Annotated in this window: 38 protein-coding genes; 2 read left to right on the top strand and 36 right to left on the bottom strand. The window is 67.3% G+C overall.

Features of this window, described 5'->3' with window-relative positions; translation table 11 throughout:
- Positions 1 to 12 precede the first annotated feature (12 nt).
- Entirely contained in the window at positions 13 to 1,866 is a 1,854-nt protein-coding gene (gene glmS / locus C1N81_RS27480; protein ID WP_394433458.1) for a glutamine--fructose-6-phosphate transaminase (isomerizing), read from the bottom strand.
- A gap of 16 nt (positions 1,867 to 1,882) precedes the next feature.
- Entirely contained in the window at positions 1,883 to 2,131 is a 249-nt protein-coding gene (locus C1N81_RS27475; RefSeq protein ID WP_394433456.1) for a hypothetical protein, read from the bottom strand.
- Between the two features lie 219 nt (positions 2,132 to 2,350).
- On the opposite strand from C1N81_RS27475, the gene coaA reads away from it, so the two are divergent.
- Positions 2,351 to 3,361 carry a type I pantothenate kinase gene (coaA, locus tag C1N81_RS27470; protein WP_394433454.1) on the top strand — a complete coding sequence of 337 codons (1,011 nt, stop codon included), beginning with the start codon at positions 2,351 to 2,353 and terminating at the stop codon, positions 3,359 to 3,361.
- Positions 3,362 to 3,431: 70 nt separating this feature from the next.
- On the opposite strand, the gene glmM is transcribed toward coaA, so the two are convergent.
- From glmM to rplM, 3 genes are all read right to left on the bottom strand, one after another.
- The gene (glmM, locus tag C1N81_RS27465) at positions 3,432 to 4,790 is read right to left on the bottom strand and encodes a phosphoglucosamine mutase (protein ID WP_394433453.1); all 1,359 of its coding nucleotides are present in this window, start codon (positions 4,788 to 4,790) and stop codon (positions 3,432 to 3,434) included.
- A gap of 98 nt (positions 4,791 to 4,888) precedes the next feature.
- Positions 4,889 to 5,410 carry a 30S ribosomal protein S9 gene (gene rpsI, locus C1N81_RS27460; RefSeq protein ID WP_356495134.1) on the bottom strand — a complete coding sequence of 174 codons (522 nt, stop codon included), beginning with the start codon at positions 5,408 to 5,410 and terminating at the stop codon, positions 4,889 to 4,891.
- A gap of 42 nt (positions 5,411 to 5,452) precedes the next feature.
- Positions 5,453 to 5,896, bottom strand: a complete 444-nt coding sequence (gene rplM / locus C1N81_RS27455) for a 50S ribosomal protein L13 (RefSeq protein WP_324767608.1) — start codon at positions 5,894 to 5,896, stop codon at positions 5,453 to 5,455.
- Between the two features lie 291 nt (positions 5,897 to 6,187).
- Here rplM and C1N81_RS27450 point away from each other — a divergent pair, with 291 nt between their 5' ends.
- On the top strand, positions 6,188 to 7,036 hold the full coding sequence (locus C1N81_RS27450; RefSeq protein WP_394433451.1) for a hypothetical protein: 849 nt from the start codon (positions 6,188 to 6,190) through the stop codon (positions 7,034 to 7,036).
- 24 nt (positions 7,037 to 7,060) lie between these two features.
- Here the strand turns inward: C1N81_RS27450 and truA are convergent, their stop codons facing one another.
- The 31 genes from truA to rpsJ form a co-directional block, all read right to left on the bottom strand.
- Positions 7,061 to 7,912: a tRNA pseudouridine(38-40) synthase TruA gene (truA, locus tag C1N81_RS27445; RefSeq protein WP_394433449.1), complete on the bottom strand. Its 852-nt coding sequence runs from the start codon at positions 7,910 to 7,912 to the stop codon at positions 7,061 to 7,063.
- A 143-nt stretch (positions 7,913 to 8,055) separates the two neighbouring features.
- Positions 8,056 to 8,553 (bottom strand): 50S ribosomal protein L17, encoded by a 498-nt coding sequence (gene rplQ / locus C1N81_RS27440; RefSeq protein WP_394433447.1) that lies wholly within the window; start codon positions 8,551 to 8,553, stop codon positions 8,056 to 8,058.
- A gap of 125 nt (positions 8,554 to 8,678) precedes the next feature.
- The gene (locus C1N81_RS27435; protein ID WP_394433445.1) at positions 8,679 to 9,701 is read right to left on the bottom strand and encodes a DNA-directed RNA polymerase subunit alpha; all 1,023 of its coding nucleotides are present in this window, start codon (positions 9,699 to 9,701) and stop codon (positions 8,679 to 8,681) included.
- Between the two features lie 116 nt (positions 9,702 to 9,817).
- Positions 9,818 to 10,222: a 30S ribosomal protein S11 gene (gene rpsK, locus C1N81_RS27430; protein WP_003948617.1), complete on the bottom strand. Its 405-nt coding sequence runs from the start codon at positions 10,220 to 10,222 to the stop codon at positions 9,818 to 9,820.
- Between the two features lie 64 nt (positions 10,223 to 10,286).
- Complete coding sequence (gene rpsM, locus C1N81_RS27425; protein WP_394433443.1) at positions 10,287 to 10,667, bottom strand: 30S ribosomal protein S13; 381 nt, start codon at positions 10,665 to 10,667, stop codon at positions 10,287 to 10,289.
- Between the two features lie 219 nt (positions 10,668 to 10,886).
- Positions 10,887 to 11,000: a 50S ribosomal protein L36 gene (gene rpmJ / locus C1N81_RS27420; RefSeq protein WP_003974245.1), complete on the bottom strand. Its 114-nt coding sequence runs from the start codon at positions 10,998 to 11,000 to the stop codon at positions 10,887 to 10,889.
- 59 nt (positions 11,001 to 11,059) lie between these two features.
- Positions 11,060 to 11,281 carry a translation initiation factor IF-1 gene (infA, locus tag C1N81_RS27415; RefSeq protein ID WP_003948620.1) on the bottom strand — a complete coding sequence of 74 codons (222 nt, stop codon included), beginning with the start codon at positions 11,279 to 11,281 and terminating at the stop codon, positions 11,060 to 11,062.
- A gap of 162 nt (positions 11,282 to 11,443) precedes the next feature.
- Entirely contained in the window at positions 11,444 to 12,280 is an 837-nt protein-coding gene (map, locus tag C1N81_RS27410) for a type I methionyl aminopeptidase (protein WP_394433441.1), read from the bottom strand.
- A gap of 116 nt (positions 12,281 to 12,396) precedes the next feature.
- Positions 12,397 to 13,044 (bottom strand): adenylate kinase, encoded by a 648-nt coding sequence (locus C1N81_RS27405; protein WP_394433439.1) that lies wholly within the window; start codon positions 13,042 to 13,044, stop codon positions 12,397 to 12,399.
- Positions 13,044 to 14,357 (bottom strand): preprotein translocase subunit SecY, encoded by a 1,314-nt coding sequence (gene secY / locus C1N81_RS27400; protein WP_394433437.1) that lies wholly within the window; start codon positions 14,355 to 14,357, stop codon positions 13,044 to 13,046. Before secY ends, C1N81_RS27405 begins: the two co-directional genes overlap by 1 nt.
- A gap of 236 nt (positions 14,358 to 14,593) precedes the next feature.
- Positions 14,594 to 15,049 carry a 50S ribosomal protein L15 gene (rplO, locus tag C1N81_RS27395; RefSeq protein WP_031041533.1) on the bottom strand — a complete coding sequence of 152 codons (456 nt, stop codon included), beginning with the start codon at positions 15,047 to 15,049 and terminating at the stop codon, positions 14,594 to 14,596.
- 2 nt (positions 15,050 to 15,051) lie between these two features.
- Positions 15,052 to 15,231, bottom strand: coding sequence for a 50S ribosomal protein L30 (gene rpmD / locus C1N81_RS27390; protein WP_013001408.1), 180 nt, complete (start codon positions 15,229 to 15,231; stop codon positions 15,052 to 15,054).
- Entirely contained in the window at positions 15,231 to 15,836 is a 606-nt protein-coding gene (gene rpsE / locus C1N81_RS27385; protein ID WP_207824967.1) for a 30S ribosomal protein S5, read from the bottom strand. Before rpsE ends, rpmD begins: the two co-directional genes overlap by 1 nt.
- 41 nt (positions 15,837 to 15,877) lie before the next feature.
- The gene (rplR, locus tag C1N81_RS27380) at positions 15,878 to 16,261 is read right to left on the bottom strand and encodes a 50S ribosomal protein L18 (protein WP_394433434.1); all 384 of its coding nucleotides are present in this window, start codon (positions 16,259 to 16,261) and stop codon (positions 15,878 to 15,880) included.
- 3 nt (positions 16,262 to 16,264) lie between these two features.
- Positions 16,265 to 16,804, bottom strand: a complete 540-nt coding sequence (rplF, locus tag C1N81_RS27375) for a 50S ribosomal protein L6 (protein WP_361080955.1) — start codon at positions 16,802 to 16,804, stop codon at positions 16,265 to 16,267.
- Between the two features lie 24 nt (positions 16,805 to 16,828).
- Positions 16,829 to 17,227, bottom strand: a complete 399-nt coding sequence (rpsH, locus tag C1N81_RS27370) for a 30S ribosomal protein S8 (RefSeq protein ID WP_028812365.1) — start codon at positions 17,225 to 17,227, stop codon at positions 16,829 to 16,831.
- A gap of 212 nt (positions 17,228 to 17,439) precedes the next feature.
- The gene (locus C1N81_RS27365; protein WP_003956452.1) at positions 17,440 to 17,625 is read right to left on the bottom strand and encodes a type Z 30S ribosomal protein S14; all 186 of its coding nucleotides are present in this window, start codon (positions 17,623 to 17,625) and stop codon (positions 17,440 to 17,442) included.
- Between the two features lie 5 nt (positions 17,626 to 17,630).
- On the bottom strand, positions 17,631 to 18,188 hold the full coding sequence (gene rplE / locus C1N81_RS27360) for a 50S ribosomal protein L5 (protein ID WP_361080959.1): 558 nt from the start codon (positions 18,186 to 18,188) through the stop codon (positions 17,631 to 17,633).
- Positions 18,188 to 18,511 (bottom strand): 50S ribosomal protein L24, encoded by a 324-nt coding sequence (gene rplX / locus C1N81_RS27355; RefSeq protein ID WP_394433430.1) that lies wholly within the window; start codon positions 18,509 to 18,511, stop codon positions 18,188 to 18,190. The genes rplE and rplX overlap by 1 nt, the downstream gene beginning before the upstream one ends.
- Before the next feature lie 2 nt (positions 18,512 to 18,513).
- Positions 18,514 to 18,882 carry a 50S ribosomal protein L14 gene (gene rplN, locus C1N81_RS27350; RefSeq protein ID WP_003974257.1) on the bottom strand — a complete coding sequence of 123 codons (369 nt, stop codon included), beginning with the start codon at positions 18,880 to 18,882 and terminating at the stop codon, positions 18,514 to 18,516.
- Between the two features lie 97 nt (positions 18,883 to 18,979).
- Positions 18,980 to 19,264: a 30S ribosomal protein S17 gene (gene rpsQ / locus C1N81_RS27345; RefSeq protein WP_156722919.1), complete on the bottom strand. Its 285-nt coding sequence runs from the start codon at positions 19,262 to 19,264 to the stop codon at positions 18,980 to 18,982.
- The gene (gene rpmC / locus C1N81_RS27340; RefSeq protein ID WP_052580777.1) at positions 19,264 to 19,488 is read right to left on the bottom strand and encodes a 50S ribosomal protein L29; all 225 of its coding nucleotides are present in this window, start codon (positions 19,486 to 19,488) and stop codon (positions 19,264 to 19,266) included. The genes rpsQ and rpmC overlap by 1 nt, the downstream gene beginning before the upstream one ends.
- Positions 19,488 to 19,907 (bottom strand): 50S ribosomal protein L16, encoded by a 420-nt coding sequence (gene rplP, locus C1N81_RS27335; protein ID WP_059424836.1) that lies wholly within the window; start codon positions 19,905 to 19,907, stop codon positions 19,488 to 19,490. The genes rpmC and rplP overlap by 1 nt, the downstream gene beginning before the upstream one ends.
- A 5-nt stretch (positions 19,908 to 19,912) precedes the next feature.
- Positions 19,913 to 20,749: a 30S ribosomal protein S3 gene (gene rpsC, locus C1N81_RS27330; protein ID WP_394433427.1), complete on the bottom strand. Its 837-nt coding sequence runs from the start codon at positions 20,747 to 20,749 to the stop codon at positions 19,913 to 19,915.
- Positions 20,749 to 21,096 (bottom strand): 50S ribosomal protein L22, encoded by a 348-nt coding sequence (gene rplV, locus C1N81_RS27325; RefSeq protein WP_004571827.1) that lies wholly within the window; start codon positions 21,094 to 21,096, stop codon positions 20,749 to 20,751. The genes rpsC and rplV overlap by 1 nt, the downstream gene beginning before the upstream one ends.
- 42 nt (positions 21,097 to 21,138) lie before the next feature.
- On the bottom strand, positions 21,139 to 21,420 hold the full coding sequence (gene rpsS, locus C1N81_RS27320; RefSeq protein WP_018528354.1) for a 30S ribosomal protein S19: 282 nt from the start codon (positions 21,418 to 21,420) through the stop codon (positions 21,139 to 21,141).
- 12 nt (positions 21,421 to 21,432) lie between these two features.
- The gene (gene rplB / locus C1N81_RS27315; protein WP_361080969.1) at positions 21,433 to 22,269 is read right to left on the bottom strand and encodes a 50S ribosomal protein L2; all 837 of its coding nucleotides are present in this window, start codon (positions 22,267 to 22,269) and stop codon (positions 21,433 to 21,435) included.
- 39 nt (positions 22,270 to 22,308) lie between these two features.
- Entirely contained in the window at positions 22,309 to 22,725 is a 417-nt protein-coding gene (gene rplW / locus C1N81_RS27310; protein ID WP_164304029.1) for a 50S ribosomal protein L23, read from the bottom strand.
- Positions 22,725 to 23,378 carry a 50S ribosomal protein L4 gene (gene rplD, locus C1N81_RS27305; protein ID WP_338697305.1) on the bottom strand — a complete coding sequence of 218 codons (654 nt, stop codon included), beginning with the start codon at positions 23,376 to 23,378 and terminating at the stop codon, positions 22,725 to 22,727. The genes rplW and rplD overlap by 1 nt, the downstream gene beginning before the upstream one ends.
- Before the next feature lie 5 nt (positions 23,379 to 23,383).
- Positions 23,384 to 24,028, bottom strand: a complete 645-nt coding sequence (gene rplC, locus C1N81_RS27300; protein WP_394433423.1) for a 50S ribosomal protein L3 — start codon at positions 24,026 to 24,028, stop codon at positions 23,384 to 23,386.
- Positions 24,029 to 24,045: 17 nt separating this feature from the next.
- On the bottom strand, positions 24,046 to 24,354 hold the full coding sequence (gene rpsJ, locus C1N81_RS27295) for a 30S ribosomal protein S10 (RefSeq protein ID WP_003948644.1): 309 nt from the start codon (positions 24,352 to 24,354) through the stop codon (positions 24,046 to 24,048).
- Positions 24,355 to 24,795 lie beyond the last annotated feature (441 nt).

The following is a 24,795-nucleotide window of genomic DNA, read 5'->3' as shown; positions in this document are numbered from 1 at the left end:
ACCTTACGGCGGCTACTCCACCGTCACGGATTTCGCGAGGTTGCGCGGCTGGTCCACTTCGTTGCCGCGCGCGGTCGCGAGCTCGCAGGCGAACACCTGCAACGGCACGGTGGTGACCATCGGCTGGAGGAGCGTCGGCGTGGCCGGGACCCGTACGAGATGGTCCGCGTAGGGCACGACGGTCTCGTCGCCCTCCTCGGCGATCACGATGGTCAGGGCGCCGCGTGCCCGGATCTCCTGGATGTTGGAGACCATCTTGTCGTGGAGGACGGACCGCCCGCGCGGCGACGGCACGACGACCACGACGGGCACGCCGTCCTCGATGAGCGCGATCGGCCCGTGCTTCAGCTCCCCGGCGGCGAAGCCTTCGGCGTGCATGTACGCCAGTTCCTTCAGCTTCAGCGCCCCTTCCAGCGCCACCGGGTACCCGACGTGCCGCCCGAGGAAGAGCACCGTGTCCTGCCCGGCGAGGGACCGCGCCAGTTCGCGTACGGGCTCCATGGTCTCCAGGACCCGTTCGACCTCTTCACCGATGCGCGAGAGGTCCCGTACGACCGGCAGGATCTCGTCGGCCCACTTGGTGCCCCGTACCTGCCCGAGGTACAGCGCCACCAGGTAGCAGGCGACGAGCTGGGTCAGGAACGCCTTCGTGGAGGCGACGGCGACCTCCGGGCCCGCGTGCGTGTAGAGCACGGCGTCGGACTCGCGCGGGATCGTCGAGCCGTTGGTGTTGCAGATGGCGAGGACGGTCGCGCCTTGTTCGCGCGCGTGCCGCAGCGCCATCAGCGTGTCCATGGTCTCGCCGGACTGGGAGATCGCGACGACGAGCGAGCGGGCGTCGAGGATCGGGTCCCGGTAGCGGAACTCGCTGGCCAGCTCGACCTCGCAGGGGACGCGGGTCCAGTGTTCGATGGCGTACTTGGCGATGAGCCCTGCGTGGAACGCCGTACCGCACGCCACGATGACGACCTTGTCGACCATCTTCAGGACCTGCTGGGGGATGCGCAGCTCGTCGAGGGTGAGCTGCCCGTTGGCCCCGATCCGCCCGAGCAGCGTGTCCGCGACGGCCTTCGGCTGTTCGGCGATCTCCTTGAGCATGAAGTAGTCGTAGCCGCCCTTCTCGGCGGCGGAGGCGTCCCAGTCGACGTGGTAGTGGCGTACGTCGTCGTCGGCGGGCCGCCCTTCGAAGTCGGTGATCGTCACCGCGTCCCTGCGCACGAGGACGACCTGGTCCTGGCCGAGTTCGATCGCGGAGCGCGTGTGCGCGATGAACGCGGCGACGTCGGACGCGAGGAACGCCTCGCCCTCGCCGACGCCGACCACGAGCGGCGAGTTCCGGCGCGCCCCGACGATCGTGTCCGGCACGTCCGCGTGCGCGGCGACCAGCGTGAACGCCCCGTCCAGGCGGCGGCAGACGAGCCGCATGGCCTCGGCGAGGTCCCCGCAGCCGGAGAACTCCTCGGCGAGCAGGTGGGCCACCACCTCGGTGTCCGTCTCGGAGGCCAGTTCGTGGCCGCGCTCGGCCAGCTCGGCGCGCAGCTCGGCGAAGTTCTCGATGATCCCGTTGTGGACGACGGCGACCCGGCCCGCGTTGTCGAGGTGCGGGTGCGCGTTGGCGTCGGTGGGGCCGCCGTGCGTGGCCCAGCGGGTGTGTCCGATCCCGGCGGCGCCGCTCGGCAGCGGCCGGTCGACCAGTTCCTTCTCCAGGTTGGCGAGCTTGCCGGCCTTCTTCGCGGCGGCGAGCGACCCGTCGGCGAGCACCGCCGCGCCGGCCGAGTCGTAGCCCCGGTACTCCAGGCGTTTCAGCCCCGCGAGGACGACGTCGAGGGCCGACTGTGAACCTACGTATCCCACGATTCCGCACATGGACAAAAGCCTAGGGTCAGCTCTCGCGCCCCCACAGGAGCCGGTCCCGCGCGTCCCGTACGAGCCCCAGGTACTCGGCCTCCTCGCAGCGCGGCTTGGAGCCCATCTCGTAGAGGTCGAGGCAGTCGTCGAGGTCCTCGCCGATGTCCTCGTCGGGCAGGTCGCCCGCCAGCTCACTGCGGACGTGACCGGCCCAGTCCTCGTCGCCGGGGGGCGGCGGGCGTTCGGAGCGGGCCAGGCGGCGCACGAAGCCTGGTACGCGCATTAAGGACATCTGCTTCACCTCCGGGCCCACGGAGGCGGCTCTGCCCCACGGGTCACGGAAAGGTATCGGCCATCTCCACCCGGGGTCCATACCTGTGGGACAGGTGTGACGATCCGATCGCCGCGGTGAAGGGTCCGGGCGGGCCCCGCACGGACCCTGGGCGGCCCCGGGTGACACACCCCACCCCCCACGGCCGCCACACAGCCGTAACAATGGACTGTGATCTCTCCGGTCTCCGAGCCCCTGCACGCGACCTCCCGGAGCGCCCACCGGCCCAGGCCGGAGGCGACTCCCTACGTCGACCTCACCCGCACCGAGTGGAGCGCCCTGCGTGACAAGACGCCACTACCGCTGACCGCCGACGAGGTGGAGCGGGTCCGCGGTCTCGGCGACGTGATCGACCTCGACGAGGTCCGCGACATCTACCTGCCGCTCTCCCGCCTCCTCAACCTGTACGTCGGCGCCACCGACGGTCTGCGCTCCGCCGTGAACACCTTCCTCGGCGACACGGGCGAGAAGGCGTCCCAGTCGGGCACGCCCTTCGTCATAGGGGTCGCGGGCTCGGTCGCCGTCGGCAAGTCGACGGTCGCCCGGCTCCTCCAGGCGCTGCTCTCGCGCTGGCCCGAGCACCCGCGCGTGGAGCGCGTCACCACGGACGGCTTCCTGCTGCCCACCAGGGAGCTTCAGGCCCGCGGCCTGATGGCGCGCAAGGGCTTCCCCGAGTCGTACGACCGCCGCGCCCTGACCCGGTTCGTCGCCGACATCAAGGCGGGCAAGGACGAGGTCACCGCCCCCGTCTACTCCCACCTGATCTACGACATCGTGCCCGATCAGAAGCTTGTGGTCCGCCGCCCCGACATCCTCATCGTCGAGGGCATCAACGTGCTCCAGCCCGCTCTGCCCGGCAAGGACGGCCGCACCCGCGTCGCGCTCGCCGACTACTTCGACTTCAGCGTGTACGTGGACGCGCGCGCGGAGGACATCGAGCGCTGGTACCTCAACCGGTTCCGCAAGCTGCGCGCGACCGCCTTCCAGGACCCGTCGTCGTACTTCCGCAAGTACACGCAGGTCTCCGAGGAGGAGGCGCTCGACTACGCGCGCACGACCTGGCGGACGGTCAACCAGGTCAACCTCCTGGAGAACGTGGCCCCGACGCGCGGCCGCGCCGGACTCGTCATCCGCAAGGGCCCGGACCACAAGGTGCAGCGGCTGCGCCTGCGCAAGCTGTAAGCAACACACACGTGTGCGGCCCCGCCCGGAAAGGTCTCCGGGCGGGGCCGCACACGTGTGTTCAGGCGGTTCAGCCCAGCGCCGACTTCACGACGTCCGCGAGGCGCTGCGCCACGGCCCGCGCCTGCTCGATGTCGGCGGCCTCGACCATGACGCGGACGAGCGGCTCGGTGCCGGAGGGGCGCAGGAGGACCCGGCCGGTCTCCCCCAGCTCGCGCTCGGCGTCGGTGACGGCCCTGGTCAGCTCGTCGGAGGTGGTGACCCGGGACTTGTCGACGTCCGGCACGTTGATGAGCACCTGCGGCAGGCGCTCCATGACGGAGGCGAGGTCCTGGAGGCTGCGCCCGGTCTGGGCGACGCGCGCCGCGAGGAGCAGGCCGGTGAGCGTGCCGTCGCCGGTGGTGGCGTGGTCGAGCACGATGACGTGCCCGGACTGCTCGCCGCCCAGCGCGTAGGAGTGCTGCTTCATCGACTCCAGGACGTACCGGTCGCCGACGGCCGTCTCGACGAAGGTGATGCCCTCGCGCTGCATGGCCAGTTTGAAGCCGAGGTTCGACATGACGGTGGCGACGACGGTGTCCTCGCGCAGGGCGCCGTGCTCGCGCATCGACAGGGCGAGGACGGCCATGATCTGGTCGCCGTCGACCTCGGAGCCCGTGTGGTCCACGGCCAGGCAGCGGTCGGCGTCACCGTCGTGCGCGATGCCGAAGTCGGCCTTGTGCTCGATGACGGCGGCCTTGAGCAGGTCGAGGTGGGTCGAGCCGCAGCCGTCGTTGATGTTGAGGCCGTCGGGCTCGGCGCCGATGGTGACGACCTCGGCGCCCGCGCGCGTGAACGCCTCGGGCGAGACGCGGGCCGCGGCGCCGTGCGCCTCGTCGAGGACGATCTTCAGCCCTTCGAGCCGGTTCGGCAGCACGCCGAGCAGGTGCTCGACGTAGCGGTCGAACCCTTCCTCGTACTCCTTGACGCGGCCGACGCCGGAGCCGGTCGGGCGGTCCCAGGGCGCGCCCGTGCGGTGCTGCTCGTACAGCTCCTCGATGCGGTCCTCCAGGGCGTCGTCGAGCTTGTGGCCGCCGCGCGCGAGGAACTTGATGCCGTTGTCCGGCATCGCGTTGTGACTCGCCGAGAGCATCACACCGAGGTCGGCCTCCAGGGCGCCGGTGAGATACGCCACCGCGGGGGTGGGCAGCACACCGACGCGCAGGACGTCGACGCCCGCGCTGGCCAGACCCGCGACGACCGCGGCCTCCAGGAACTCGCCGGAGGCCCGCGGATCGCGGCCGACGACGGCCACCGGGCGGTGCCCCTCGAAGGAGCCCGCCTCACCGAGCACGTGCGCCGCGGCGACGGAGAGACCGAGCGCCAGCTCGGCCGTCAGATCCGCGTTGGCCACGCCGCGCACGCCGTCGGTGCCGAAGAGTCGTCCCACTTGTTGTCCTCCGAAACTTCCACTTATCCATAAGCCGAACGCCCCGGCGGCACGGGAAGTGCCGCCGGGGCGAACAGGAAAAACAAGCAGGCAGCGATTTAGCGCTTGCTGTACTGCGGGGCCTTGCGGGCCTTCTTGAGACCGGCCTTCTTGCGCTCGACGGCACGGTCGTCGCGCTTGAGGTAGCCGGCCTTCTTGAGCGCCGGGCGGTTGTTGTCCACGTCCGCCTCGTTCAGCGCGCGGGCCACGCCGAGGCGCAGGGCACCGGCCTGACCGGAGACGCCGCCACCCGAGATGCGGGCGATGACGTCGTAGCGGCCGTCCAGCTCGAGCACCTTGAAGGGCTCGTTGACTTCCTGCTGGTGGACCTTGTTCGGGAAGTAGTCCTCGAGCGTGCGCCCGTTGACCTTCCACTTGCCGGAGCCCGGGACGATCCGGACGCGGGCGATGGCGTTCTTGCGACGGCCCAGGCCGGCGGCCGGCTGCGGGTCGCCGAAGCGGGCCGGGTTGGACTCCGAGGTGTACTCGCCCTCGACGGGCGCGTCCGACTCGGTGGTGTAGCTCTCGACGTCGACGATCTCGGTCTCTTCGACCGGCGTCTCGGCAGTGGTCTCGGCCACGATTCTCCTCAGATTCTTTTCTGTCTTAGGGGGTGGCCGGAACTACTGCGCGACCTGGGTGATCTCGAACGGCACCGGCTGCTGGGCAGCGTGCGGGTGCTGGTCGCCCGAGTAGACCTTCAGCTTCGAGAGCATCTGACGGCCCAGGGTGTTCTTGGGGATCATGCCCTTGATGGCCTTCTCGACGGCCTTCTCCGGGTTGTTCGCCAGGAGGTCGTCGTAGCGCACGGAGCGCAGACCGCCCGGGTAGCCGGAGTGGCGGTACGCCATCTTCTGGGTCTTCTTGTTGCCGGACAGGTGAACCTTGTCGGCGTTGATGATGATGACGAAGTCGCCCATGTCCATGTGCGGGGCATAGGTCGGCTTGTGCTTGCCACGGAGGAGGTTCGCGGCAGTGGTGGCCAGACGTCCCAGGACGATGTCCTGCGCGTCAATGACGTGCCACTGGCGAGTCACATCGCCGGGCTTAGGGCTGTACGTACGCACTTCGCAGCCTTCTTCTTCAGTGGATGGGTGCTGAAATTGGCATCACTGAAGCGATCGTGCAGCTGGGGACGACAGTGCCGGGTTCAGCGCCCGTATGCCGCCCACTGGTAACTGCTCCAGGGAACCTGTGCTGGACCCCTCATCCGATGATGAGCAATCCATTACACATAACGACTAGGCAGCGTACCTGTGCCGACCCGGACGGGTCAAAACGGCGCCGGACCTCGACGGTCACGCCGACCGGCCACCTAGTACCTCCCAGCGTAACGGGCGGCGTCTAAGATGCGCCCCATGAGTTTCGGGCAGGGGGGACCCGCGTGGGGTTCCGGTGACAGCGGGGGCGCTCCGGACTGGGCCGCGTTGGCGGAGGCCTCGGAGGCACGCGCACGCAAGAAGCGCTGGACGCTGATCGGCGGCGCCGTCGTCGCCACGCTCGCGGTGGGCTCGGTGGTCGCCTGGGCCATCGTCTCCGCGGGCGGCGGCAGCACGGCCGCGAACAAGCCCGGCGGCGGGCTCTCCAGCGGCTCGGACATCCCCAGCGAGGGCAGGACGGCGGGCCCGACCTTCGCGGAGACGACCCCGCCGCCGCCGCTGAACCCGGACGACTTCATCGACACCGCGGCCAAGGACAAGGCACCGCTGACCGCGGACACCCTGTTCCCCGGCGCGACGCTCCCCTTCAACGGCCGCACGTACAAGAAGGGCGCGACGGCCCGTACGACGGACTGCGCCTCGGTCGGCACCAAGGGCCTGGCCGGCGTCCTGAAGAAGAACGGCTGCACGCAGGTGATCCGCGCCACCTACACCAGCGGTGGCGAGGCGGTCACCATCGGTGTCGCCGTCTTCGACACCAAGGCCGCGGCGACCCGCACCAAGGAGCAGTACGACTTCGACGGCGCGATCCTGTCGCTCCCCGGCTCCGGCGTCCCGACGTTCTGCCGTACGACGGTCTGCCGCTGGACCGCGAACTCCGTCGGCCGCTACGCGTACTTCACCAACGGCGGCCACACGAACGGCAAGAACGCCACGAAGCAGGACACCGCCCTGTACGCCCTGGGCGACGACCTCCAGGCGTACACGTTCCAGCAGATCAAGCGCAGGGGCGCGACCCAGGCATCGGCGGCGGCAACGGCAGGCTGACCGCTCGCCCCCGAACCCGGCGGTTCAGCGGCCGCTCTCCGGGAGCGTCCGCTTGTTCCGCGCCTGCCTGTTCCGCTCCGCCAGCAGCTCGTCCGCCGGGTACGCCACTTCCTCGAGCGTCAGCCCGTGCGGCCGCACCACGTGCACCGCGCTGTCCCGCACCCCCGCGTCGAGCACCTTCCGCGGCCACTCCGGCCCCCGGTGCCCGTCCCCCACGAACAGCAGAGCGCCCACCATGGACCGCACCTGGTTGTAGCAGAACGCGTCCGCGCGCACCTCGATCTCGATGACACCGTCGCCGCGGCGCTCCACCCCGAAGTCGAGGATCTCCCGGATCGTCGTCGCGCCCTCGCGCTTCTTCGCGTACGCGGCGAAGTCGTGCTCCCCGATCAGCGACTTCGCGGCGACGTCCATCGCCGCGACGTCCAGCTCCCAGTCGTGCCACAGCACGTGGCCGCGCAGCAGCGGGTCGACGCCGCCCGGCCGGTCGGTGACCCGGTAGATGTAGCGCCGCCACAGCGCGGCGAACCGCGCGTCGAACCCGGCAGGCGCCGCGCCGACCCGCCACACCCGCACGTCCCGGGGCAGCCGCCCGGCCAGCCGCTTGACGAGCTTCTCGGCGTGCTCGGCCCACACCGCCTCCGGCAGATCGACGTGCGCGACCTGCCCCCGCGCGTGCACCCCGGCATCGGTCCGCCCGGCCACGGTCAGCTCGTACGTGTCCAGGGACCGGGTCACGGTCCGCAGCGCGTCCTCGATCTCCCCCTGGACGGTCCGGCGGCCGCCCGGCTGCTTGGCCCACCCGGAGAAGTCGGTCCCGTCGTACGACAGATCGAGCCGCACCCGCACGAACCCGTCCGCCACTTCGTCACTCACCCGTAGATCCTCTCACCAACGAAAAAGCGGGCCCGCCCTTGTGAAAAGGGCGGGCCCGCTCAAAGCACCCGAAGGGGCGCGGGGAACTGCGCGACCAGCCACGACGAAGCCGCAGCCGCCCGGAAACAGCACCCAGCGGACGACTAGGCGTCCTTCGACTCCTCGGCGGCCTCGGCCGGCTTGGCGTCCTCGACCGTCTCGGCGGCCGGAGCGGCAGCCTCGGCGTCCTTGGCGGAGCGCTTGGTGGCGGCCTCGGCCTCACCGGTGGCCTGCTGCGCGACCGTCAGGGCCTCGACCAGCTCGATGACGGCCATGGGCGCGTTGTCGCCACGGCGGTTACCGATCTTGGTGATACGGGTGTAACCACCCGGACGGTTCTCGTAGCGCGGGCCGATCTCCGTGAAGAGCGTGTGCACGATGCTCTTGTCGGTGATGACGGACAGCACCTGGCGGCGGTTGTGAAGGTCGCCCTTCTTCGCCTTGGTGACCAGACGCTCCGCGTACGGGCGCAGACGACGGGCCTTGGCCTCGGTCGTCGTGATCTTGCCGTGCTCGAAGAGCTGCTTGGCCAGGTTCGCGAGAAGCAGCTTCTCGTGCGCGGCGCTGCCGCCCAGACGGGCACCCTTGGTGGGCTTCGGCATGGTGTTTCTCCTTGTTGTCTGCCCCGGCCGTATCAGGTACCGAGGTCAGTGGCACCGCGCCCCGTAAGGGGCGCGGGGAACTGCGCGACCAGCCACAACCGGCCCGCAGCCAAAATCAAACCAGACTAGTACTGCTCAGTCTCCACGAACCCGGCGTCCGCGTCGTCATCGGCGCCGAACGCGTCCGCCGCCGCCGTCGGGTCGAACCCGGGAGGCGAGTCCTTCAGGGCGAGGCCCATACCGTGCAGCTTCGCCTTGACCTCGTCGATCGACTTCGCACCGAAGTTGCGGATGTCGAGCAGGTCCGCCTCGGAGCGCGCGACCAGCTCACCCACGGAGTGGATGCCCTCGCGCTTCAGGCAGTTGTACGACCGGACGGTGAGCTCGAGCTCCTCGATGGGGAGCGCGAGGTCGGCCGCCAGGGCGGCGTCCGTCGGGGACGGGCCCATGTCGATGCCCTCGGCGTCGACGTTGAGCTCGCGGGCCAGACCGAACAGCTCCACCAGCGTCTTGCCGGCGGACGCCATGGCGTCACGGGGACGCATGGCCTGCTTGGTCTCGACGTCGACAATCAGCTTGTCGAAGTCGGTGCGCTGCTCGACACGCGTGGCCTCGACCTTGTAGGTGACCTTGAGAACCGGCGAGTAGATCGAGTCGACCGGGATGCGCCCGATCTCCTGACCGACCTGCTTGTTCTGCACGGCGGAGACGTAGCCGCGACCGCGCTCGACGGTCAGCTCCATCTCCAGCTTGCCCTTGCCGTTGAGCGTGGCGAGGACGAGGTCGGGGTTGTGCACCTCGACACCGGCCGGGGGCGCGATGTCGGCGCCGGTGACCAGACCCGGGCCCTGCTTGCGCAGGTACATCACGACGGGCTCGTCGTGCTCCGAGGAGACGACCAGCTGCTTGATGTTGAGGATGAGGTCGGTGACGTCTTCCTTGACGCCCGGCACGGTGGTGAACTCGTGCAGGACGCCGTCGATACGGATGGACGTGACGGCCGCACCCGGGATCGAGGACAGGAGCGTACGGCGGAGCGAGTTGCCGAGGGTGTAGCCGAAGCCCGGCTCCAGCGGCTCGATCACGAACCGGGAGCGGAATTCGTCGACGACCTCTTCGGTCAACGAGGGACGCTGAGCGATCAGCATGAAAGCGAGTCCTTCAGTTCAGGGGCACCCACTATTTGATGCCCTGAGATAAAACAAGGGTACGGGCGGCACCGCCCCGAGGAGCCGTACCGCCCGAAACCTAAAACGTCAGTGCGTCAGACGCGGCGACGCTTGGGCGGACGGCAGCCGTTGTGCGGCGTGGGCGTCACGTCCTGGATCGAGCCGACCTCGAGACCGGTCGCCTGGAGCGAACGGATGGCGGTCTCACGACCGGAACCCGGGCCCTTGACGAAGACGTCGACCTTGCGCATGCCGTGCTCCTGGGCGCGGCGGGCAGCCGACTCGGCGGCCATCTGCGCGGCGAACGGCGTGGACTTGCGGGAGCCCTTGAAGCCGACGTGGCCGGCGGAGGCCCACGAGATCACGTTGCCGGTCGGGTCCGTGATGGACACGATCGTGTTGTTGAACGTGCTCTTGATGTGCGCGTGGCCGTGAGCGACGTTCTTCTTTTCCTTGCGGCGCACCTTCTTGGCAGCGCCCTGACGTCCCTTGGGGGGCATGTCGTTCTCCTACGGGAGGTGGTCGGTCCTACAGCGAAGACCGCTGAAAAGCGTCCGCTGAGGACTACTTCTTGCCCGGCTTCTTCTTACCGGCGATGGCGCGACGCGGGCCCTTGCGGGTACGCGCGTTCGTGCTGGTGCGCTGACCGCGGACCGGCAGACCACGACGGTGGCGCAGACCCTGGTAGCAGCCGATCTCGACCTTGCGGCGGATGTCGGCCTGGATCTCGCGACGGAGGTCACCCTCGGTCTGGAAGTTCTGGTCCACGTACTCGCGGATCTTGACGAGGTCTTCCTCGCTCAGGTCGCGGACGCGGATGTTGCGGTCGACGCCCACGGTGTCCAGCGTCAGCTGGGCGCGCGTACGGCCGATGCCGAACACGTAGGTGAGGGCGACCTCGATGCGCTTGTCGCGCGGGAGGTCAACGCCTTCAACGCGTGCCATTCATGGCTCCTGTTGATTTTCGGAGGTCTGCAGCAGAGCCACTCCCCGCCGCCGTCCCCGCTGCGATGAGCGGTTCGGTACGACTGGGTCCCCGGCCTCCGACCGAAGGTGTCGCCGCGGTGCGCAGAATCTGTGCACTGCCGACGGGCCCTGCATATGTACTCAATGTGTTGCGTGCGTCGCGCGAAACTCTGCGAACGAACTGCAGTAAGTCGTGCGTCAGCCCTGGCGCTGCTTGTGGCGCGGGTTGTCGCAGATCACCATGACCCGACCGTGACGGCGGATCACCCTGCACTTGTCGCAGATCTTCTTGACGCTCGGCTTGACCTTCATGGGTGAGGTTCTCCGGGTCAGTTGCCGGCGCCCCCGCCGGAAGCGGGGCCGGGCAAGATCTACTTGTACCGGTAGACGATCCGGCCACGCGTCAGGTCGTACGGAGACAGCTCCACCACGACCCGGTCGTCAGGGAGGATGCGGATGTAGTGCATACGCATCTTGCCGCTGATGTGTGCCAGGACCTGGTGGCCGTTCTGGAGCTCCACCTTGAACATGGCGTTCGGAAGAGACTCGACGACAGTGCCTTCGATCTCGATGGCACCTTGCTTCTTGGCCACGCTTCGCCCTTCGAATCGACTACCTTGATCGACTCTCGCCACGCATGCGGACATGCAGATACACGAGAGCCGACGAGTCAGTCTACGTCAGCGCCCCCGGAAAGACGAATCCGAGAATTCTGCCCTACCGCGAAGATCCCTAAGCCCCCGACGCCCCAACCCTTACGCCAACGGATCAGGCGCCGCCGTCACACCCATCTCGGCCAGCTTCGCCTTGCCGCCGTCGGGCGCCGTCAGGACGAGCGGGCCCTCCTCCGTCAGCGCCACCGAGTGCTCCCAGTGCGAGGACCAGGTGCCGTCCGTGGTGATGACCGTCCAGTCGTCCGAGAGGACCTCCGTGCGGGGGGTGCCGAGGGAGACCATGGGCTCGATCGCGAGGCAGAAACCGGGGACGAGCCTGGGGCCCTTGCCGCGGCGCCGCTCGACGTAGTTCAGCAGGTGCGGGTCCATGTGCATCTCGGTGCCGATGCCGTGGCCGCCGTAGTCCTCGACGATGCCGTACTTGCCGCCGCCGGGCTTCGGCTGGCGGCGGATGTAGGTCTCGATGGCGCGGGAGACGTCGACGAGCCGGTTGCCCTGCTTCATCGCGGCGATCCCGGCCCACATCGACTCCTCGGTCACCCGGGAGAGCTCGAGCAGCTCCGGGGAGTGACCGGAGCCGACGAACGCGGTGTACGCCGCGTCGCCGTGCCAGCCGTCGACGATGGCGCCGCAGTCGATGGAGATGATGTCGCCGTCCTCCAGGACGACCTCGTCGCTCGGGATGCCGTGGACGACGACCTCGTTCTTCGAGGTGCAGATGGTCGCGGGGAAGCCCCCGTAGCCCAGGAAGTTCGACTTCGCCCCGTGCTCGGCGATCACCTTGCGGGCGACCTCGTCCAGGTCCTTGGTGGTCGCGCCGGGCACGGCCGCCTCACGGGTCGCGGCGTGGATCGCCGCGACGACAAGCCCCGCCTCCCGCATCTTGCGAATCTGGTCGGGGGTCTTGATCTGCACCATGGGGGCCTGCGCTCTCCGTCATCCGGTACGACGTGTACGTACACCACCAACACTAAGGCCGCGGCCCCCGGAGCAGGGAACCGCGGCCTCGGCCACGTACGACAGGAAGAGAGGCCTCAGCGGCCCAGGGCCTCCATGGCCCGCGCGGTGACCTCTTCGACCTTGCCGAGCGCGGAGATCGTCTTCACGAGCCCCTGCTCCCGGTAGTAACCGATGATCGGCTCGGTCTGCGTGTGGTAGACCTCGAGCCGCTTGCGCACGGTCTCTTCCTTGTCGTCGTCGCGCTGGTACAGCTCGCCGCCGCAGACGTCACAGACGCCCTCGGCCTTGGGCTGCTTGTACGCGACGTGGAACACGTGCGCCGAGTCGTTACGGCAGATGCGGCGGCCGGCGATGCGCTTGACCACCTCGTCCTCGGGGACCTCCAGGTCCAGGACCGCGTCCAGCTTCACGTCGTCCGCCTTGAGGGCGACGTCCAGCGCCTCGGCCTGCGAGACGTTGCGAGGGAAGCCGTCGAGCAGGAAGCCGTTGACGGCGTCCGGCTGCTCCATGCGGTCCTTGGCCATCCCGATGGTGACCTCGTCCGGTACCAGCTGACCCGCGTCCATGTACGACTTGGCCTGCTTGCCCAGCTCCGTGCCCTGGCTGATGTTGGCACGGAAGAGGTCGCCCGTGGAGATGTGCGGGATCGACAGGTTCTGGGCAAGGAACGCGGCCTGCGTTCCCTTGCCGGCACCAGGCGGCCCGACGAGGACGATTCGCATCAGCGGAGGAACCCTTCGTAATTGCGCTGCTGAAGCTGGCTCTCGATCTGCTTCACCGTCTCCAGACCAACACCCACGATGATCAGGATGCTGGTGCCGCCGAACGGGAAGTTCTGGTTTGCCCCGAAACCAACCAACGCCATCGTCGGTACGAGTGCGATCAGCCCCAAGTACAGCGAACCCGGCCAGGTGATCCGGTTGAGTACGTAGCTCAGGTACTCAGCGGTCGGTCGGCCAGCCCGGATGCCCGGGATGAAGCCACCATACTTCTTCATGTTGTCCGCGACTTCCTCGGGGTTGAACGAGATCGCCACGTAGAAGAAGGCGAAGAACACGATCAGGAGGAAGTACGTAACGATGTAGATCGGGTGATTTCCCTTGGTCAGGTGGTCGTCGATCCACACCTTCCACTGCGAGTCACCACCGGCGAACTGGGCGACCAGAGCGGGGATGTACAGCAGCGACGAGGCGAAGATGACGGGGATCACACCCGCCTGGTTCACCTTGAGCGGGATGTACGTAGACGTACCGCCGTAGGAACGACGGCCGATCATGCGCTTCGCGTACTGCACCGGGATACGGCGCTGGGCCTGCTCGACGAAGACGACCAGGGCGACCATGACGAGGCCGACCAGGATGACGGTGCCGAACTCGATCCAGCCGTCGGCCAGGGAGCCCTGCTTCTTGATGGCCCACAGGGCGGACGGGAAGGTGGCGGCGATCGAGATGAACATCAGGATCGACATGCCGTTGCCGATGCCGCGGTCGGTGATCAGCTCACCGAGCCACATCATGACGCAGGTACCGGCGGTCATCGTGATGACCATCGTGATGGTGATGAAGATCGACTGGTCCGGGACGATCTCGCTCGCGACGGGGCACCCCTGGAAGAGGGCGCCGGTACGGGCGGTGGCGACGAGGCCCGTGCCCTGAAGGATGGCGAGCGCCACGGTCAGGTACCGGGTGTACTGCGTGATCTTCGCGGTACCGGCCTGACCCTCCTTCTTGAGGGCTTCGAGGCGCGGGATCACCACGGTGAGCAGCTGCAGAATGATGCTCGCGGTGATGTACGGCATGATGCCGAGCGCGAAGACCGTGATCTGCAGCAGCGCGCCACCGCTGAACATGTTGACCAGACCGAACAGGCCGGTGCTGGAGTTGGCCACGTCCATACACGTCTGGACGTTCGTGTAATCCACACCGGGGATCGGGATATGCGCCCCGAGCCGGTAGATCACGACGATGCCCAGCGTGAAGAGCAGCTTCTTGCGCAGGTCGGGCGTCTTGAACGCCCGGGCGAACGCGGTGAGCACGGTGCCTCCTGCGACCCCCGCGCGCGTGCGTCAGAGGTGACGGTCTTGAGGATTCGACGAATGGGTAACGGTCAAGATCCGGGATTGGTGCCGGGGACACTCAACTAGCCCGCAAATTAACAGCGGACGCCACCTTACCGGCGGACATGGTCCCCTAGGAACGACCAACCGGGGATACCCCTTTTGTGGGGTATCCCCGGTCGGGATCGCTCATGTCATCGAGACGGCGTCTGGACTCAGACGAGCTCGGTGACCGTACCGCCGGCGGCGGTGATCTTCTCCTTGGCGGAGCCGGAGACGGCGTCGACCGTCACCTGCAGCGCCACGGAGATCTCGCCCTGGCCCAGGACCTTGACGAGGCTGTTCTTGCGCACGGCACCCTTGGCGACCAGGCCCTCGACCGTGACCTCGCCACCCTCGGGGTAGAGCGCGGACAGCTTGTCCAGGTTGACGACCTGGAACTCGGTCTTGAACGGGTTCTTGAAGCCCTTGAGCTTCGGGAGGCGCATGTGGAGGGGCATCTGCCCACCCTCGAAGCGCTCCGGAACCTGGTAACGGGCCTTGGTGCCCTTGGTACCACGACCGGCCGTCTTACCCTTCGACGCCTCACCACGACCGACACGGGTCTTCGCGGTCTTGGCACCGGGGGCCGGACGGAGGTTGTGGATCTTCAGCGGGTTGTTCTCCGCCATGATCAGACCTCCTCAACCGTCACGAGGTGGCGGACGGTGTGCACCATGCCGCGGAACTCGGGGCGGTCCTCCTTGACGACCTGCGTGTTGATCCCCTTGAGACCAAGGGAGCGCAGGGTGTCACGGTGGTTCTGCTTGCTGCCGATGTACGACTTCGTCTGCGTGATCTTGAGCTGCGCCATTACGCACCAGCCCCGGCACGCGCACGAAGCAGAGCCGCGGGAGCGACGTCCTCGAGGGGCAGACCACGGCGGGCCGCGATCTCCTCGGGACGCTGCAGACCCTTCAGGGCCTCCACGGTCGCGTGCACGATGTTGATCGCGTTGTCGGAGCCGAGCGACTTCGACAGGATGTCGTGAACGCCGGCGCACTCGAGCACGGCGCGCACCGGACCACCGGCGATAACACCGGTACCCGGGGACGCGGGCTTGAGCAGCACGACGCCGGCAGCCTTCTCACCCTGGATCGGGTGCGGGATGGTGCCCTGGATACGGGGGACCTTGAAGAAGTGCTTCTTGGCCTCCTCCACACCCTTGGCGATGGCGGCCGGCACCTCCTTGGCCTTGCCGTAACCGACACCCACGGTGCCGTCACCGTCGCCCACTACGACGAGCGCAGTGAAGCTGAAGCGACGACCACCCTTCACAACCTTGGCGACGCGGTTGATCGCGACAACGCGCTCAACGTACGCGGTCTTCTCGGCGGCGGCGTTGCCACCGTCGCGACCCTTCCGGTCCCGCCGCTCGCCGCCACCGGCACCGCCACCGCGGCGCTGGGGTCCAGCCATTGGAATTACCTCTCTCTGTTTCCGCTAGCTACGGAACCGGCTCAGAACTTCAGTCCGGCTTCGCGGGCGGCGTCCGCCAGGGCGGCGATGCGCCCGGCGTACTGGTTACCACCACGGTCGAACACGACAGCCTCGACACCGGCGGCCTTGGCGCGCTCGGCGACCAGGGCGCCGACCGACTTGGCCTGCGCGGACTTGTCGCCCTCGCCGCCGCGGATCGACGAGTCCAGGGTGGACGCCGACGCGAGGGTGTGACCCTTCACGTCGTCGATCACCTGGGCGACGATGTTGCGGTTGGAGCGCGTCACGACCAGGCGCGGACGCTCGGCCGTACCCGAGATGTTCTTACGGATACGGATGTGGCGGCGCTTGATAGCCGCACGCTTGTAAGCGTCGCCCTTAGCGATCTTCTGACCGTATGCCATGGCTTACTTACCCGCCTTTCCGACCTTGCGGCGGATGACTTCGCCTTCGTACTTGACGCCCTTGGCCTTGTACGGGTCGGGCTTGCGCAGCTTGCGGATGTTGGCCGCAACCTCGCCGACCTTCTGCTTGTCGATGCCCTCGACCGAGAACTTGGTCGGCGACTCGACCTTGAACGAGATGCCCTCGGGCGCCTCGACCAGGATCGGGTGGCTGTAGCCCAGCGAGAACTCCAGGTTGGAGCCCTTCGCCAGAACGCGGTAACCGACACCGCTGATCTCGAGCTTCTTCACGTAACCCGTGGTCACGCCGGTGATCATGTTCGCCACCAGCGTGCGGGACAGGCCGTGCAGGGCCTTGTTCTGACGCTCGTCGTTGGGGCGGGTGACGTTCAGGACGCCGTCCTCACCCTTGGCGATGTCGATCGGCGCGACGATGGTGTGGCTCAGGGTGCCCTTGGAACCCTTCACCGTGACCGTGCGGCCATCGATGGTGACGTCCACGCCGGCGGGAACCGTGATGGGGAGCTTGCCAATACGCGACATAGCTGTTTCCTCCGTTCCCTTCCGCTACCAGACGTAGGCGAGGACTTCCCCACCCACGCCCTTCTTGCCTGCCTGCTGGCCGGTCAGGAGACCGTGCGACGTGGAGATGATCGCCACGCCCAGGCCACCGAGGACCTTCGGCAGGTTGGTGGACTTCGCGTAAACGCGCAGACCCGGCTTGGAGATCCGCTTGATGCCGGCGATCGAACGCTCACGGTTCGGGCCGAACTTCAGCTCCAGGACGAGGGACTTGCCGACCTCGGCGTCCTCGACCTTCCAGCCGGTGATGAAACCCTCCTGCTGGAGGATCTCGGCGATGTGCGACTTGATCTTGCTGTGCGGCATAGCCACGGTGTCGTGGTACGCCGAGTTCGCGTTCCGCAGACGCGTAAGCATGTCTGCGATCGGATCAGTCATGGTCATGAATTGGCCTTCGGCCTCTCTCGCCGGGGTTTCCTGTATGCGCCATCCCTCTCCCCACACAGGGGCGGGACGGGTGCGGCGCGGGGACCTACGGCGTAGTAAGTCGGTCAGGGCGGCAGAGCGCCCAACCCTCCTAGCCTAAGCCATGAGAGCTGGTGCCTCTGCCGACCCTTTACTTACCGAGAGATCCAAGCAGTCCCGAAAAGCGGGGACTACCAGGAGCTCTTGGTCACGCCCGGCAGCTCGCCACGGTGAGCCATCTCACGAAGGCAGACGCGGCACAGGCCGAACTTGCGGTACACGGAGTGCGGGCGGCCACAACGCTGGCAGCGGGTGTAGGCACGCACACCGAACTTGGGCTTACGAGCAGCCTTGGCAATAAGAGCCTTCTTCGCCATCTCGCTCACGCCTCCTTGAACGGGAAGCCGAGGTGACGAAGGAGGGCGCGGCCCTCGTCGTCGTTGGTCGCCGTGGTGACCACGGTGATGTCCATACCCCGGACGCGGTCGATCTTGTCCTGGTCGATCTCGTGGAACATGACCTGCTCCGTGAGACCGAAGGTGTAGTTGCCACGGCCGTCGAACTGCTTGGGGGACAGGCCACGGAAGTCGCGGATGCGCGGGAGCGCGAGCGACAGGGTGCGGTCCAGGAACTCCCACATGCGGTCGCCACGGAGCGTGACGTGGGCACCGATCGGCTGACCCTCGCGCAGCTTGAACTGCGCGATGGACTTGCGGGCCTTGGTGATGGCCGGCTTCTGACCGGTGATGGTGGTCAGGTCGCGGACGGCACCGTCCATGAGCTTCGAGTCACGCGCGGCGTCACCCACACCCATGTTGACCACGATCTTGACGAGACCGGGGATCTGCATGACGTTCTCGTAGGAGAACTCGTCCTGCAGCTTGCCCTTGATCTCGTCGCGGTACTTCTGCTTCAGACGCGGGTTCGTGGTGGTAGTCATCAGATGTCCTCACCCGTCCGCTTGGCAACGCGGATCTTGTTGCCCTCGTCGTCGAAGCGGTAACCGACGCGCGTGACGACCTTGTTGCCGTCCTTCTCCACGACCAGCTGGACGTTGGAGACGTGGATCGGGGCCTCGGTGGTCACGATGCCGCCGGCCTGCGAGCCGGTGGCCGTGGGGCCGGCCTTGGTGTGCTTCTTGACCCGGTTGACACCCTCGACCAGGACGCGCTCGTCGCGCGGGTAAGCGGCAATGACCTTGCCCTGCTTGCCCTTGTCCTTACCGGTGATGACCTGGACCAGGTCGCCCTTCTTGATCTTCATGCTTACAGCACCTCCGGCGCGAGCGAGATGATCTTCATGAACTTCTTCTCGCGCAGCTCACGGCCGACGGGGCCGAAGATACGGGTGCCGCGAGGGTCGCCGTCGTTCTTCAGAATGACAGCGGCGTTCTCGTCGAAGCGGATGTACGAGCCGTCCGGACGGCGGCGCTCCTTGACGGTGCGAACGATGACCGCCTTGACGACGTCACCCTTCTTCACGTTGCCACCGGGGATCGCGTCCTTCACGGTGGCGACGATGACGTCACCGATGCCCGCGTAGCGGCGACCCGAGCCACCGAGAACACGGATGGTGAGAATTTCCTTCGCACCCGTGTTGTCGGCGACGCGCAGTCGCGACTCCTGCTGGATCACGTCTATCTCCTGATTGTCTGCCGGTTCCCGGCAGGGGTTCTATGCGAACCCCTGCCGAGCCTGGCGGAACGAACCCCGAGGGATACCCCTCGGAGAATTACTTGGCCTTCTCGAGGATCTCGACGATGCGCCAGCGCTTGGTGGCGGACAGCGGACGCGTCTCCATCAGGAGGACGCGGTCGCCGACGCCGGCAGCGTTCTGCTCGTCGTGCGCCTTGAGCTTGTTCGTACGGCGGATGACCTTGCCGTACAGGGCGTGCTTGACGCGGTCCTCGACGGCGACGACGACGGTCTTGTCCATCTTGTCGCTGACGACCAGACCCTCACGGGTCTTGCGGAAGCCGCGGGCGGCAGTCTCTTCAGTCACGTTCTTCTCGCTCATCAGGCGTTCTCCACCGTCTCGATGCCGAGCTCACGCTCACGCATGAGGGTGTAGATCCGGGCGATGTCCTTGCGGACGGCCTTGAGCCGGCCGTGGTTCTCGAGCTGGCCCGTCGCCGCCTGGAAGCGGAGGTTGAACAGCTCTTCCTTGGCCTCGCGGAGCTTGCCGACAAGCTCCTCGTTGCCCAGCTCGCGCAGCTCGGACGCCTTGGTACCGGTCGACATCACGCTTCACCTGCCTCGCGCTTGACGATCTTGCACTTCATCGGCAGCTTGTGGGCCGCGCGAGTCAGCGCCTCACGCGCGATCTTCTCGTTGGGGTACGACAGCTCGAACATCACGCGTCCGGGCTTGACGTTGGCGACCCACCACTCCGGGGAACCCTTACCGGAACCCATGCGGGTCTCGGCAGGCTTCTTGGTGAGGGGGCGGTCCGGGTAGATGTTGATCCAGACCTTGCCGCCACGCTTGATGTGACGCGTCATCGCGATACGAGCGGCTTCGATCTGCCGGTTCGTCACGTACGCCGGGGTGAGGGCCTGAATGCCGTACTCACCGAACGCAACCTGCGTGCCACCCTTGGACATACCGCTGCGCTTCGGGTGGTGCTGCTTGCGGTGCTTGACCCTACGGGGGATCAGCATTTCGGTCAGGCCTCCGTTCCGGTGCTCTCAGCAGCCGGAGCAGCGGCGGGCGCCTCAGCCTTGGGGGCCTCGGCGGCCGGAGCCGACTGCTGCGGCTTACGACCGCGACCGCCACGCTCGCCACCACGGCCGCCACCGCGGGCCGGGCGGTCGTTGCCGCCACGGGCCGGACGGTTGCCGGCGCGGGCCGCGGCGTTCTCGGCGCGAACCTCGGCGATGTTCTTGACGTCGCCCTTGTAGATCCAGACCTTCACGCCGATACGGCCGAAGGTCGTCTTGGCCTCGAAGAAGCCGTAGTCCACGTTGGCGCGGAGCGTGTGCAGGGGCACACGGCCCTCGCGGTAGAACTCCGAACGGGACATCTCGGCGCCGCCGAGACGACCGCCACACTGGATCTTGATGCCCTTGGCGCCCGCCTTCATCGCCGACTGCATGCTCTTACGCATGGCGCGACGGAAGGAGACGCGGGAGGACAGCTGCTCCGCGACGGCCTGGGCCACGAGCTGAGCGTCGACCTCGGGGTTCTTGACCTCGAGGATGTTCAGCTGGACCTGCTTGCCCGTGAGCTTCTCGAGGTCACCGCGGATGCGGTCGGCCTCGGCGCCACGGCGGCCGATGACGATGCCGGGACGAGCGGTGTGGATGTCCACACGCACGCGGTCACGGGTGCGCTCGATCTCCACCTTCGAGATGCCGGCGCGCTCCATGCCGGACGTCATCATCCGACGGATGGCGACGTCTTCCTTGACGTAGTCCTTGTACAGCTTGTCGGCGTACCAACGCGACTTGAAGTCGGTCGTGACACCGAGCCGGAACCCGTGCGGGTTTACCTTCTGGCCCATTACCGGGTTCCTTCCTTGCTGCTGACGACCACGGTGATGTGGCTGGTCCGCTTACGGATCCGGTAGGCACGGCCCTGAGCACGCGGACGGAACCGCTTCAGGGTCGGGCCCTCATCCACGTACGCCTCGCTGATGACCAGCGAAGAGGCGTCGGTGTGGTCGTAGTTGTGCGCGGCGTTGGCAATGGCGCTGTCCAGCACCTTGCCGACCGGCACGCTCGCGGCCTGCGGGGCGAAACGCAGGACCGCCTGAGCCTCCGTGGCGTCCATGCCACGGATGAGGTCCACCACGCGGCGGGCCTTCATGGGCGTGACGCGGATGTACCGCGCCTGGGCCCTGGCTTCCATGGTTGTCCCTTCGGTGTTTGTCATAGTCGATTCCACCCCGCCTTAGCGGCGCTTCGACTTCCGGTCGTCCTTGACGTGACCCCGGAAGGTGCGCGTCGGCGAGAACTCGCCGAGCTTGTGGCCGACCATCGACTCGGTGACGAACACCGGGATGTGGGTCTTGCCGTTGTGCACCGCGATCGTGTGGCCCAGCATGCTGGGGATGATCATCGAGCGGCGGGACCAGGTCTTGATGACGTTCTTGGAACCAGCTTCGTTCTGAGCGTCCACCTTCTTGACGAGGTGGCCGTCGACGAAGGGTCCCTTCTTGAGACTGCGCGGCATCTAAACCCGCTCCTAGCGCTTCTTGTTCGTCTTGCGGCGGCGGACGATGTACTTGTTCGAAGCCTTCTTCGGCGAACGAGTACGACCCTCCTTCTGACCCCACGGGGAGACCGGGTGGCGACCACCGGAGGTCTTGCCCTCACCACCACCGTGCGGGTGGTCGACCGGGTTCATCGCCACACCGCGAACGGTCGGGCGAACGCCCAGCCAGCGCTTACGGCCGGCCTTGCCCCAGTTGATGTTCGACTGCTCGGCGTTGCCGACCTCGCCGATCGTGGCGCGGCAGCGCACGTCGACCAGACGGATCTCACCGGACGGCATACGAAGGTGGGCCATCGAGCCCTCCTTCGCGAGCAGCTGCACGGAGGCACCGGCGGAGCGGGCGAACTTGGCGCCGCCGCCCGGACGGAGCTCGATCGCGTGGATCGTGGTACCGACCGGGATGTTGCGGAGCGCGAGGTTGTTGCCGGGCTTGATGTCGGCCCCGGGGCCGTTCTCCACCCGGTCACCCTGCGACAGGCCGCGCGGAGCGATGATGTAGCGCTTCTCGCCGTCTGCGTAGTGCAGGAGCGCGATGCGCGCGGTGCGGTTCGGGTCGTACTCGATGTGCGCGACCTTCGCCGGCACGCCGTCCTTGTCGTGACGACGGAAGTCGATCACGCGGTAGGCGCGCTTGTGTCCGCCACCCTGGTGGCGAACGGTCACACGACCGGCGTTGTTACGGCCGCCCTTGCTGTGCAGCGGGCGGACCAGCGACTTCTCCGGCGTGGACCGCGTGACCTCGACGAAGTCGGCAACGCTGGAGCCACGACGCCCCGGCGTAGTCGGCTTGTACTTGCGGATTCCCATTTCTCAGTCCTCGTCCGATATTCGGACCAGGGCGCTCCGTTAGGAGGCCTGGCCGAAGATGTCGATACGGTCGCCCTCAACGAGGGTCACGATCGCGCGCTTGGTGTTCGCACGCTGGCCGAAGCCGGTGCGGGTCCGCTTGCGCTTGCCCTGCCGGTTGATCGTGTTGACCCCGGAGACCTTGACCGAGAAGACCGCCTCGACGGCCTGCTTGATCTGGGTCTTGTTGGCACGCGGGTCGACGATGAAGGTGTACTTGCCCTCGTCGAGGAGCGCGTAGCTCTTCTCGGAGACGACCGGCTTGACGAGGACGTCACGGGGGTCCGTGAAGCTCTTGCTCAGCGGCGTCTCAACGGTGTTCTTGCCCTCGGTGGCGTGGCGCTTCGCCTTGGCGACGCGCGCGGCCTTGGCGGCCTTGGCGGCCTTCGAGGCGATGCTCGGGTGACGCGTAGCCATCAGGCTTCGCTCCCTTCGGTGTCAGCGGCCTTGGGGCCAGACACGAAGGACTCGAAAGCGGCCTGGGTGAAGACCACGTCGTCCGAGACGAGAACGTCGTACGTGTTCAGCTGGCCCGGCTCCAGGATGTGGACCTGGGGCAGGTTGCGAGCGGAGAGCAGCGAGGCCTCGTCGGCACGGTCGATCACGAGGAGCAGGTTCTTGCGCTCCGAGATCTTGCCGAGCAGCGACTTGGCGGCCTTGGTGGAGACTCCGCCGTCGACCACGCCGGTGACGACGTGGATGCGAGCGTTGCGGGCCCGGTCGGTGAGGGCGTGGCGCAGGGCCGCGGCCTTCATCTTCTTCGGGGTCCGCTGCGAGTAGTCACGCGGCGTGGGGCCGTGGACGACGCCACCGCCGGCGAACTGCGGCGCACGGGTCGAACCCTGGCGCGCGCGGCCGGTGCCCTTCTGGCGGTAAGGCTTCTTACCGCCACCGCGGACCTCGCCACGACGCTTGACCTTGTGCGTGCCCTGACGGGCCGCGGCCAGCTGCGCGACGACGACCTGGTGAAGCAGCGGAACGCTGATCTTCTCCACGTCGAAGATCTCGGCCGGGAGCTCGACGGTCCCGGTCTTGTCGCCGGAGGGCGACAGAATGTCAATGGTGCTCATAGTCCTCAGGCCCCCTTGGCCGCGGTGCGGACCAGGACGAGGCCGCCGTTCGGACCAGGAACCGCGCCCTTGATGAGGAGCAGGCCCTTCTCCGCGTCAACGGCGTGAACGGTCAGGTTCTGGGTGGTGACCCGCTCGTTGCCCATACGGCCCGCCATGCGGAGGCCCTTGAACACACGACCCGGGGTGGCGCAGCCACCGATCGAGCCCGGCGAGCGGTGCTTGCGCTGGGTGCCGTGACCGGCGCCGAGGCCCTTGAAGTTGTGACGCTTCATGACACCGGCGAAGCCCTTGCCCTTGCTCTTGCCGGTCACGTCCACCTTGACGCCGGACTCGAAGGTCTCAGCGGTGATCTCCTGGCCGAGGGTGTACTCGCTGGCGTCAGCGGTACGGATCTCGACGAGGTGACGGCGGGGGGTGACGTCGGCCTTGGCGAAGTGGCCCTTGAGGGGCTTGTTCACCTTGCGCGGGTCGATCTCGCCGAACGCGATCTGGACGGACTCGTAGCCGTCGACGTCGTTCGTGCGGACCTGGGTCACGACGTTGGGGCCGGCCTTGACGACGGTGACCGGAACAACACGGTTGTTCTCGTCCCACACCTGCGTCATGCCGAGCTTCTCGCCCAGGATGCCCTTGATCTGCTTGGTCATCTTCAGATCACCGGCCCTCAGAGCTTGATCTCGATGTCGACACCGGCCGGGAGGTCGAGTCGCATCAGGGAGTCAACGGTCTTGGGCGTCGGGTCGAGGATGTCGATCAGGCGCTTGTGCGTGCGCATCTCGAAGTGCTCGCGCGAGTCCTTGTACTTGTGCGGCGACTTGATGACGCAGTACACGTTCTTCTCGGTAGGCAGCGGCACCGGGCCCGCGACCGACGCACCAGTACGCGTCACCGTCTCGACGATCTTCTTCGCCGAGGAGTCGATGACCTCGTGGTCGTAGGCCTTGAGCCGGATGCGGATCTTCTGTCCCGCCATGGCTACTTAGTAGTCCTGTCTCTCGTAAGCGCTCTGGAACCCGGGGGCCCTGTTTTCCACTTCCTCCGACCCACGCGGTCGGGCGTGTCGCAGTCCCGCTGACAGCGATATCCATACGGATTTCCCTGCTAAGGGGTCTGCGGCCCGGGGCCGCGGGTCCGGGGGAAGAAACCCACCGGGTGCCTGGTCCAGCCACCGCACTGCACTTCCCGAAAGATTCCCGTACGTCCGCCCCAGCGCTGCCGCGGCCCTTGCAGGCCCTTGACAGATAAGGCGACGAGTACTGTGGGACTCGCTTTCAGTCCTCCCGGCGGGAGGCGCGCAGCATCGGCACTCAACCGAGCAACCCCGACAGTCTGCCACATGGGACACGCCGGGGGCCAATCGAGCCGTAGAGATTACCCGGTGTGTGACTGAGGTCAAACCGGGGGCGATGGCGGT

It is taken from the genome of Streptomyces sp. SGAir0957, from assembly GCF_043523415.1.
The sequence above is the reverse complement of the archived record's forward strand: the minus strand, read 5'-3'. Positions and strand labels throughout refer to the sequence as shown.

Bases quoted from the DNA above. Each gene is read 5' to 3' on its own strand.
- glmS (WP_394433458.1), bottom strand. From the start codon at position 1,866: ATGTGCGGAATCGTGGGATACGTAGGTTCACAGTCGGCCCTCGACGTC.
- C1N81_RS27475 (WP_394433456.1), bottom strand. From the start codon at position 2,131: ATGCGCGTACCAGGCTTCGTGCGCCGCCTGGCCCGCTCCGAACGCCCG.
- C1N81_RS27450 (WP_394433451.1), top strand. From the start codon at position 6,188: ATGAGTTTCGGGCAGGGGGGACCCGCGTGGGGTTCCGGTGACAGCGGG.
- rplQ (WP_394433447.1), bottom strand. From the start codon at position 8,553: ATGCCGAAGCCCACCAAGGGTGCCCGTCTGGGCGGCAGCGCCGCGCAC.
- C1N81_RS27435 (WP_394433445.1), bottom strand. From the start codon at position 9,701: ATGCTGATCGCTCAGCGTCCCTCGTTGACCGAAGAGGTCGTCGACGAA.
- rpsK (WP_003948617.1), bottom strand. From the start codon at position 10,222: ATGCCCCCCAAGGGACGTCAGGGCGCTGCCAAGAAGGTGCGCCGCAAG.
- rpsM (WP_394433443.1), bottom strand. From the start codon at position 10,667: ATGGCACGCGTTGAAGGCGTTGACCTCCCGCGCGACAAGCGCATCGAG.
- rpmJ (WP_003974245.1), bottom strand. From the start codon at position 11,000: ATGAAGGTCAAGCCGAGCGTCAAGAAGATCTGCGACAAGTGCAGGGTG.
- map (WP_394433441.1), bottom strand. From the start codon at position 12,280: ATGGTGCAGATCAAGACCCCCGACCAGATTCGCAAGATGCGGGAGGCG.
- C1N81_RS27405 (WP_394433439.1), bottom strand. From the start codon at position 13,044: ATGCGAATCGTCCTCGTCGGGCCGCCTGGTGCCGGCAAGGGAACGCAG.
- rplO (WP_031041533.1), bottom strand. From the start codon at position 15,049: ATGGCGGAGAACAACCCGCTGAAGATCCACAACCTCCGTCCGGCCCCC.
- rpmD (WP_013001408.1), bottom strand. From the start codon at position 15,231: ATGGCGCAGCTCAAGATCACGCAGACGAAGTCGTACATCGGCAGCAAG.
- rpsE (WP_207824967.1), bottom strand. From the start codon at position 15,836: ATGGCTGGACCCCAGCGCCGCGGTGGCGGTGCCGGTGGCGGCGAGCGG.
- rplR (WP_394433434.1), bottom strand. From the start codon at position 16,261: ATGGCATACGGTCAGAAGATCGCTAAGGGCGACGCTTACAAGCGTGCG.
- rplF (WP_361080955.1), bottom strand. From the start codon at position 16,804: ATGTCGCGTATTGGCAAGCTCCCCATCACGGTTCCCGCCGGCGTGGAC.
- rpsH (WP_028812365.1), bottom strand. From the start codon at position 17,227: ATGACCATGACTGATCCGATCGCAGACATGCTTACGCGTCTGCGGAAC.
- C1N81_RS27365 (WP_003956452.1), bottom strand. From the start codon at position 17,625: ATGGCGAAGAAGGCTCTTATTGCCAAGGCTGCTCGTAAGCCCAAGTTC.
- rplE (WP_361080959.1), bottom strand. From the start codon at position 18,188: ATGACTACCACCACGAACCCGCGTCTGAAGCAGAAGTACCGCGACGAG.
- rplX (WP_394433430.1), bottom strand. From the start codon at position 18,511: ATGAAGATCAAGAAGGGCGACCTGGTCCAGGTCATCACCGGTAAGGAC.
- rpsQ (WP_156722919.1), bottom strand. From the start codon at position 19,264: ATGAGCGAGAAGAACGTGACTGAAGAGACTGCCGCCCGCGGCTTCCGC.
- rpmC (WP_052580777.1), bottom strand. From the start codon at position 19,488: ATGTCGACCGGTACCAAGGCGTCCGAGCTGCGCGAGCTGGGCAACGAG.
- rplP (WP_059424836.1), bottom strand. From the start codon at position 19,907: ATGCTGATCCCCCGTAGGGTCAAGCACCGCAAGCAGCACCACCCGAAG.
- rpsC (WP_394433427.1), bottom strand. From the start codon at position 20,749: ATGGGCCAGAAGGTAAACCCGCACGGGTTCCGGCTCGGTGTCACGACC.
- rplV (WP_004571827.1), bottom strand. From the start codon at position 21,096: ATGGAAGCCAGGGCCCAGGCGCGGTACATCCGCGTCACGCCCATGAAG.
- rpsS (WP_018528354.1), bottom strand. From the start codon at position 21,420: ATGCCGCGCAGTCTCAAGAAGGGACCCTTCGTCGACGGCCACCTCGTC.
- rplB (WP_361080969.1), bottom strand. From the start codon at position 22,269: ATGGGAATCCGCAAGTACAAGCCGACTACGCCGGGGCGTCGTGGCTCC.
- rplW (WP_164304029.1), bottom strand. From the start codon at position 22,725: ATGGCTACGCGTCACCCGAGCATCGCCTCGAAGGCCGCCAAGGCCGCC.
- rplD (WP_338697305.1), bottom strand. From the start codon at position 23,378: ATGAGCACCATTGACATTCTGTCGCCCTCCGGCGACAAGACCGGGACC.
- rplC (WP_394433423.1), bottom strand. From the start codon at position 24,028: ATGACCAAGCAGATCAAGGGCATCCTGGGCGAGAAGCTCGGCATGACG.
- rpsJ (WP_003948644.1), bottom strand. From the start codon at position 24,354: ATGGCGGGACAGAAGATCCGCATCCGGCTCAAGGCCTACGACCACGAG.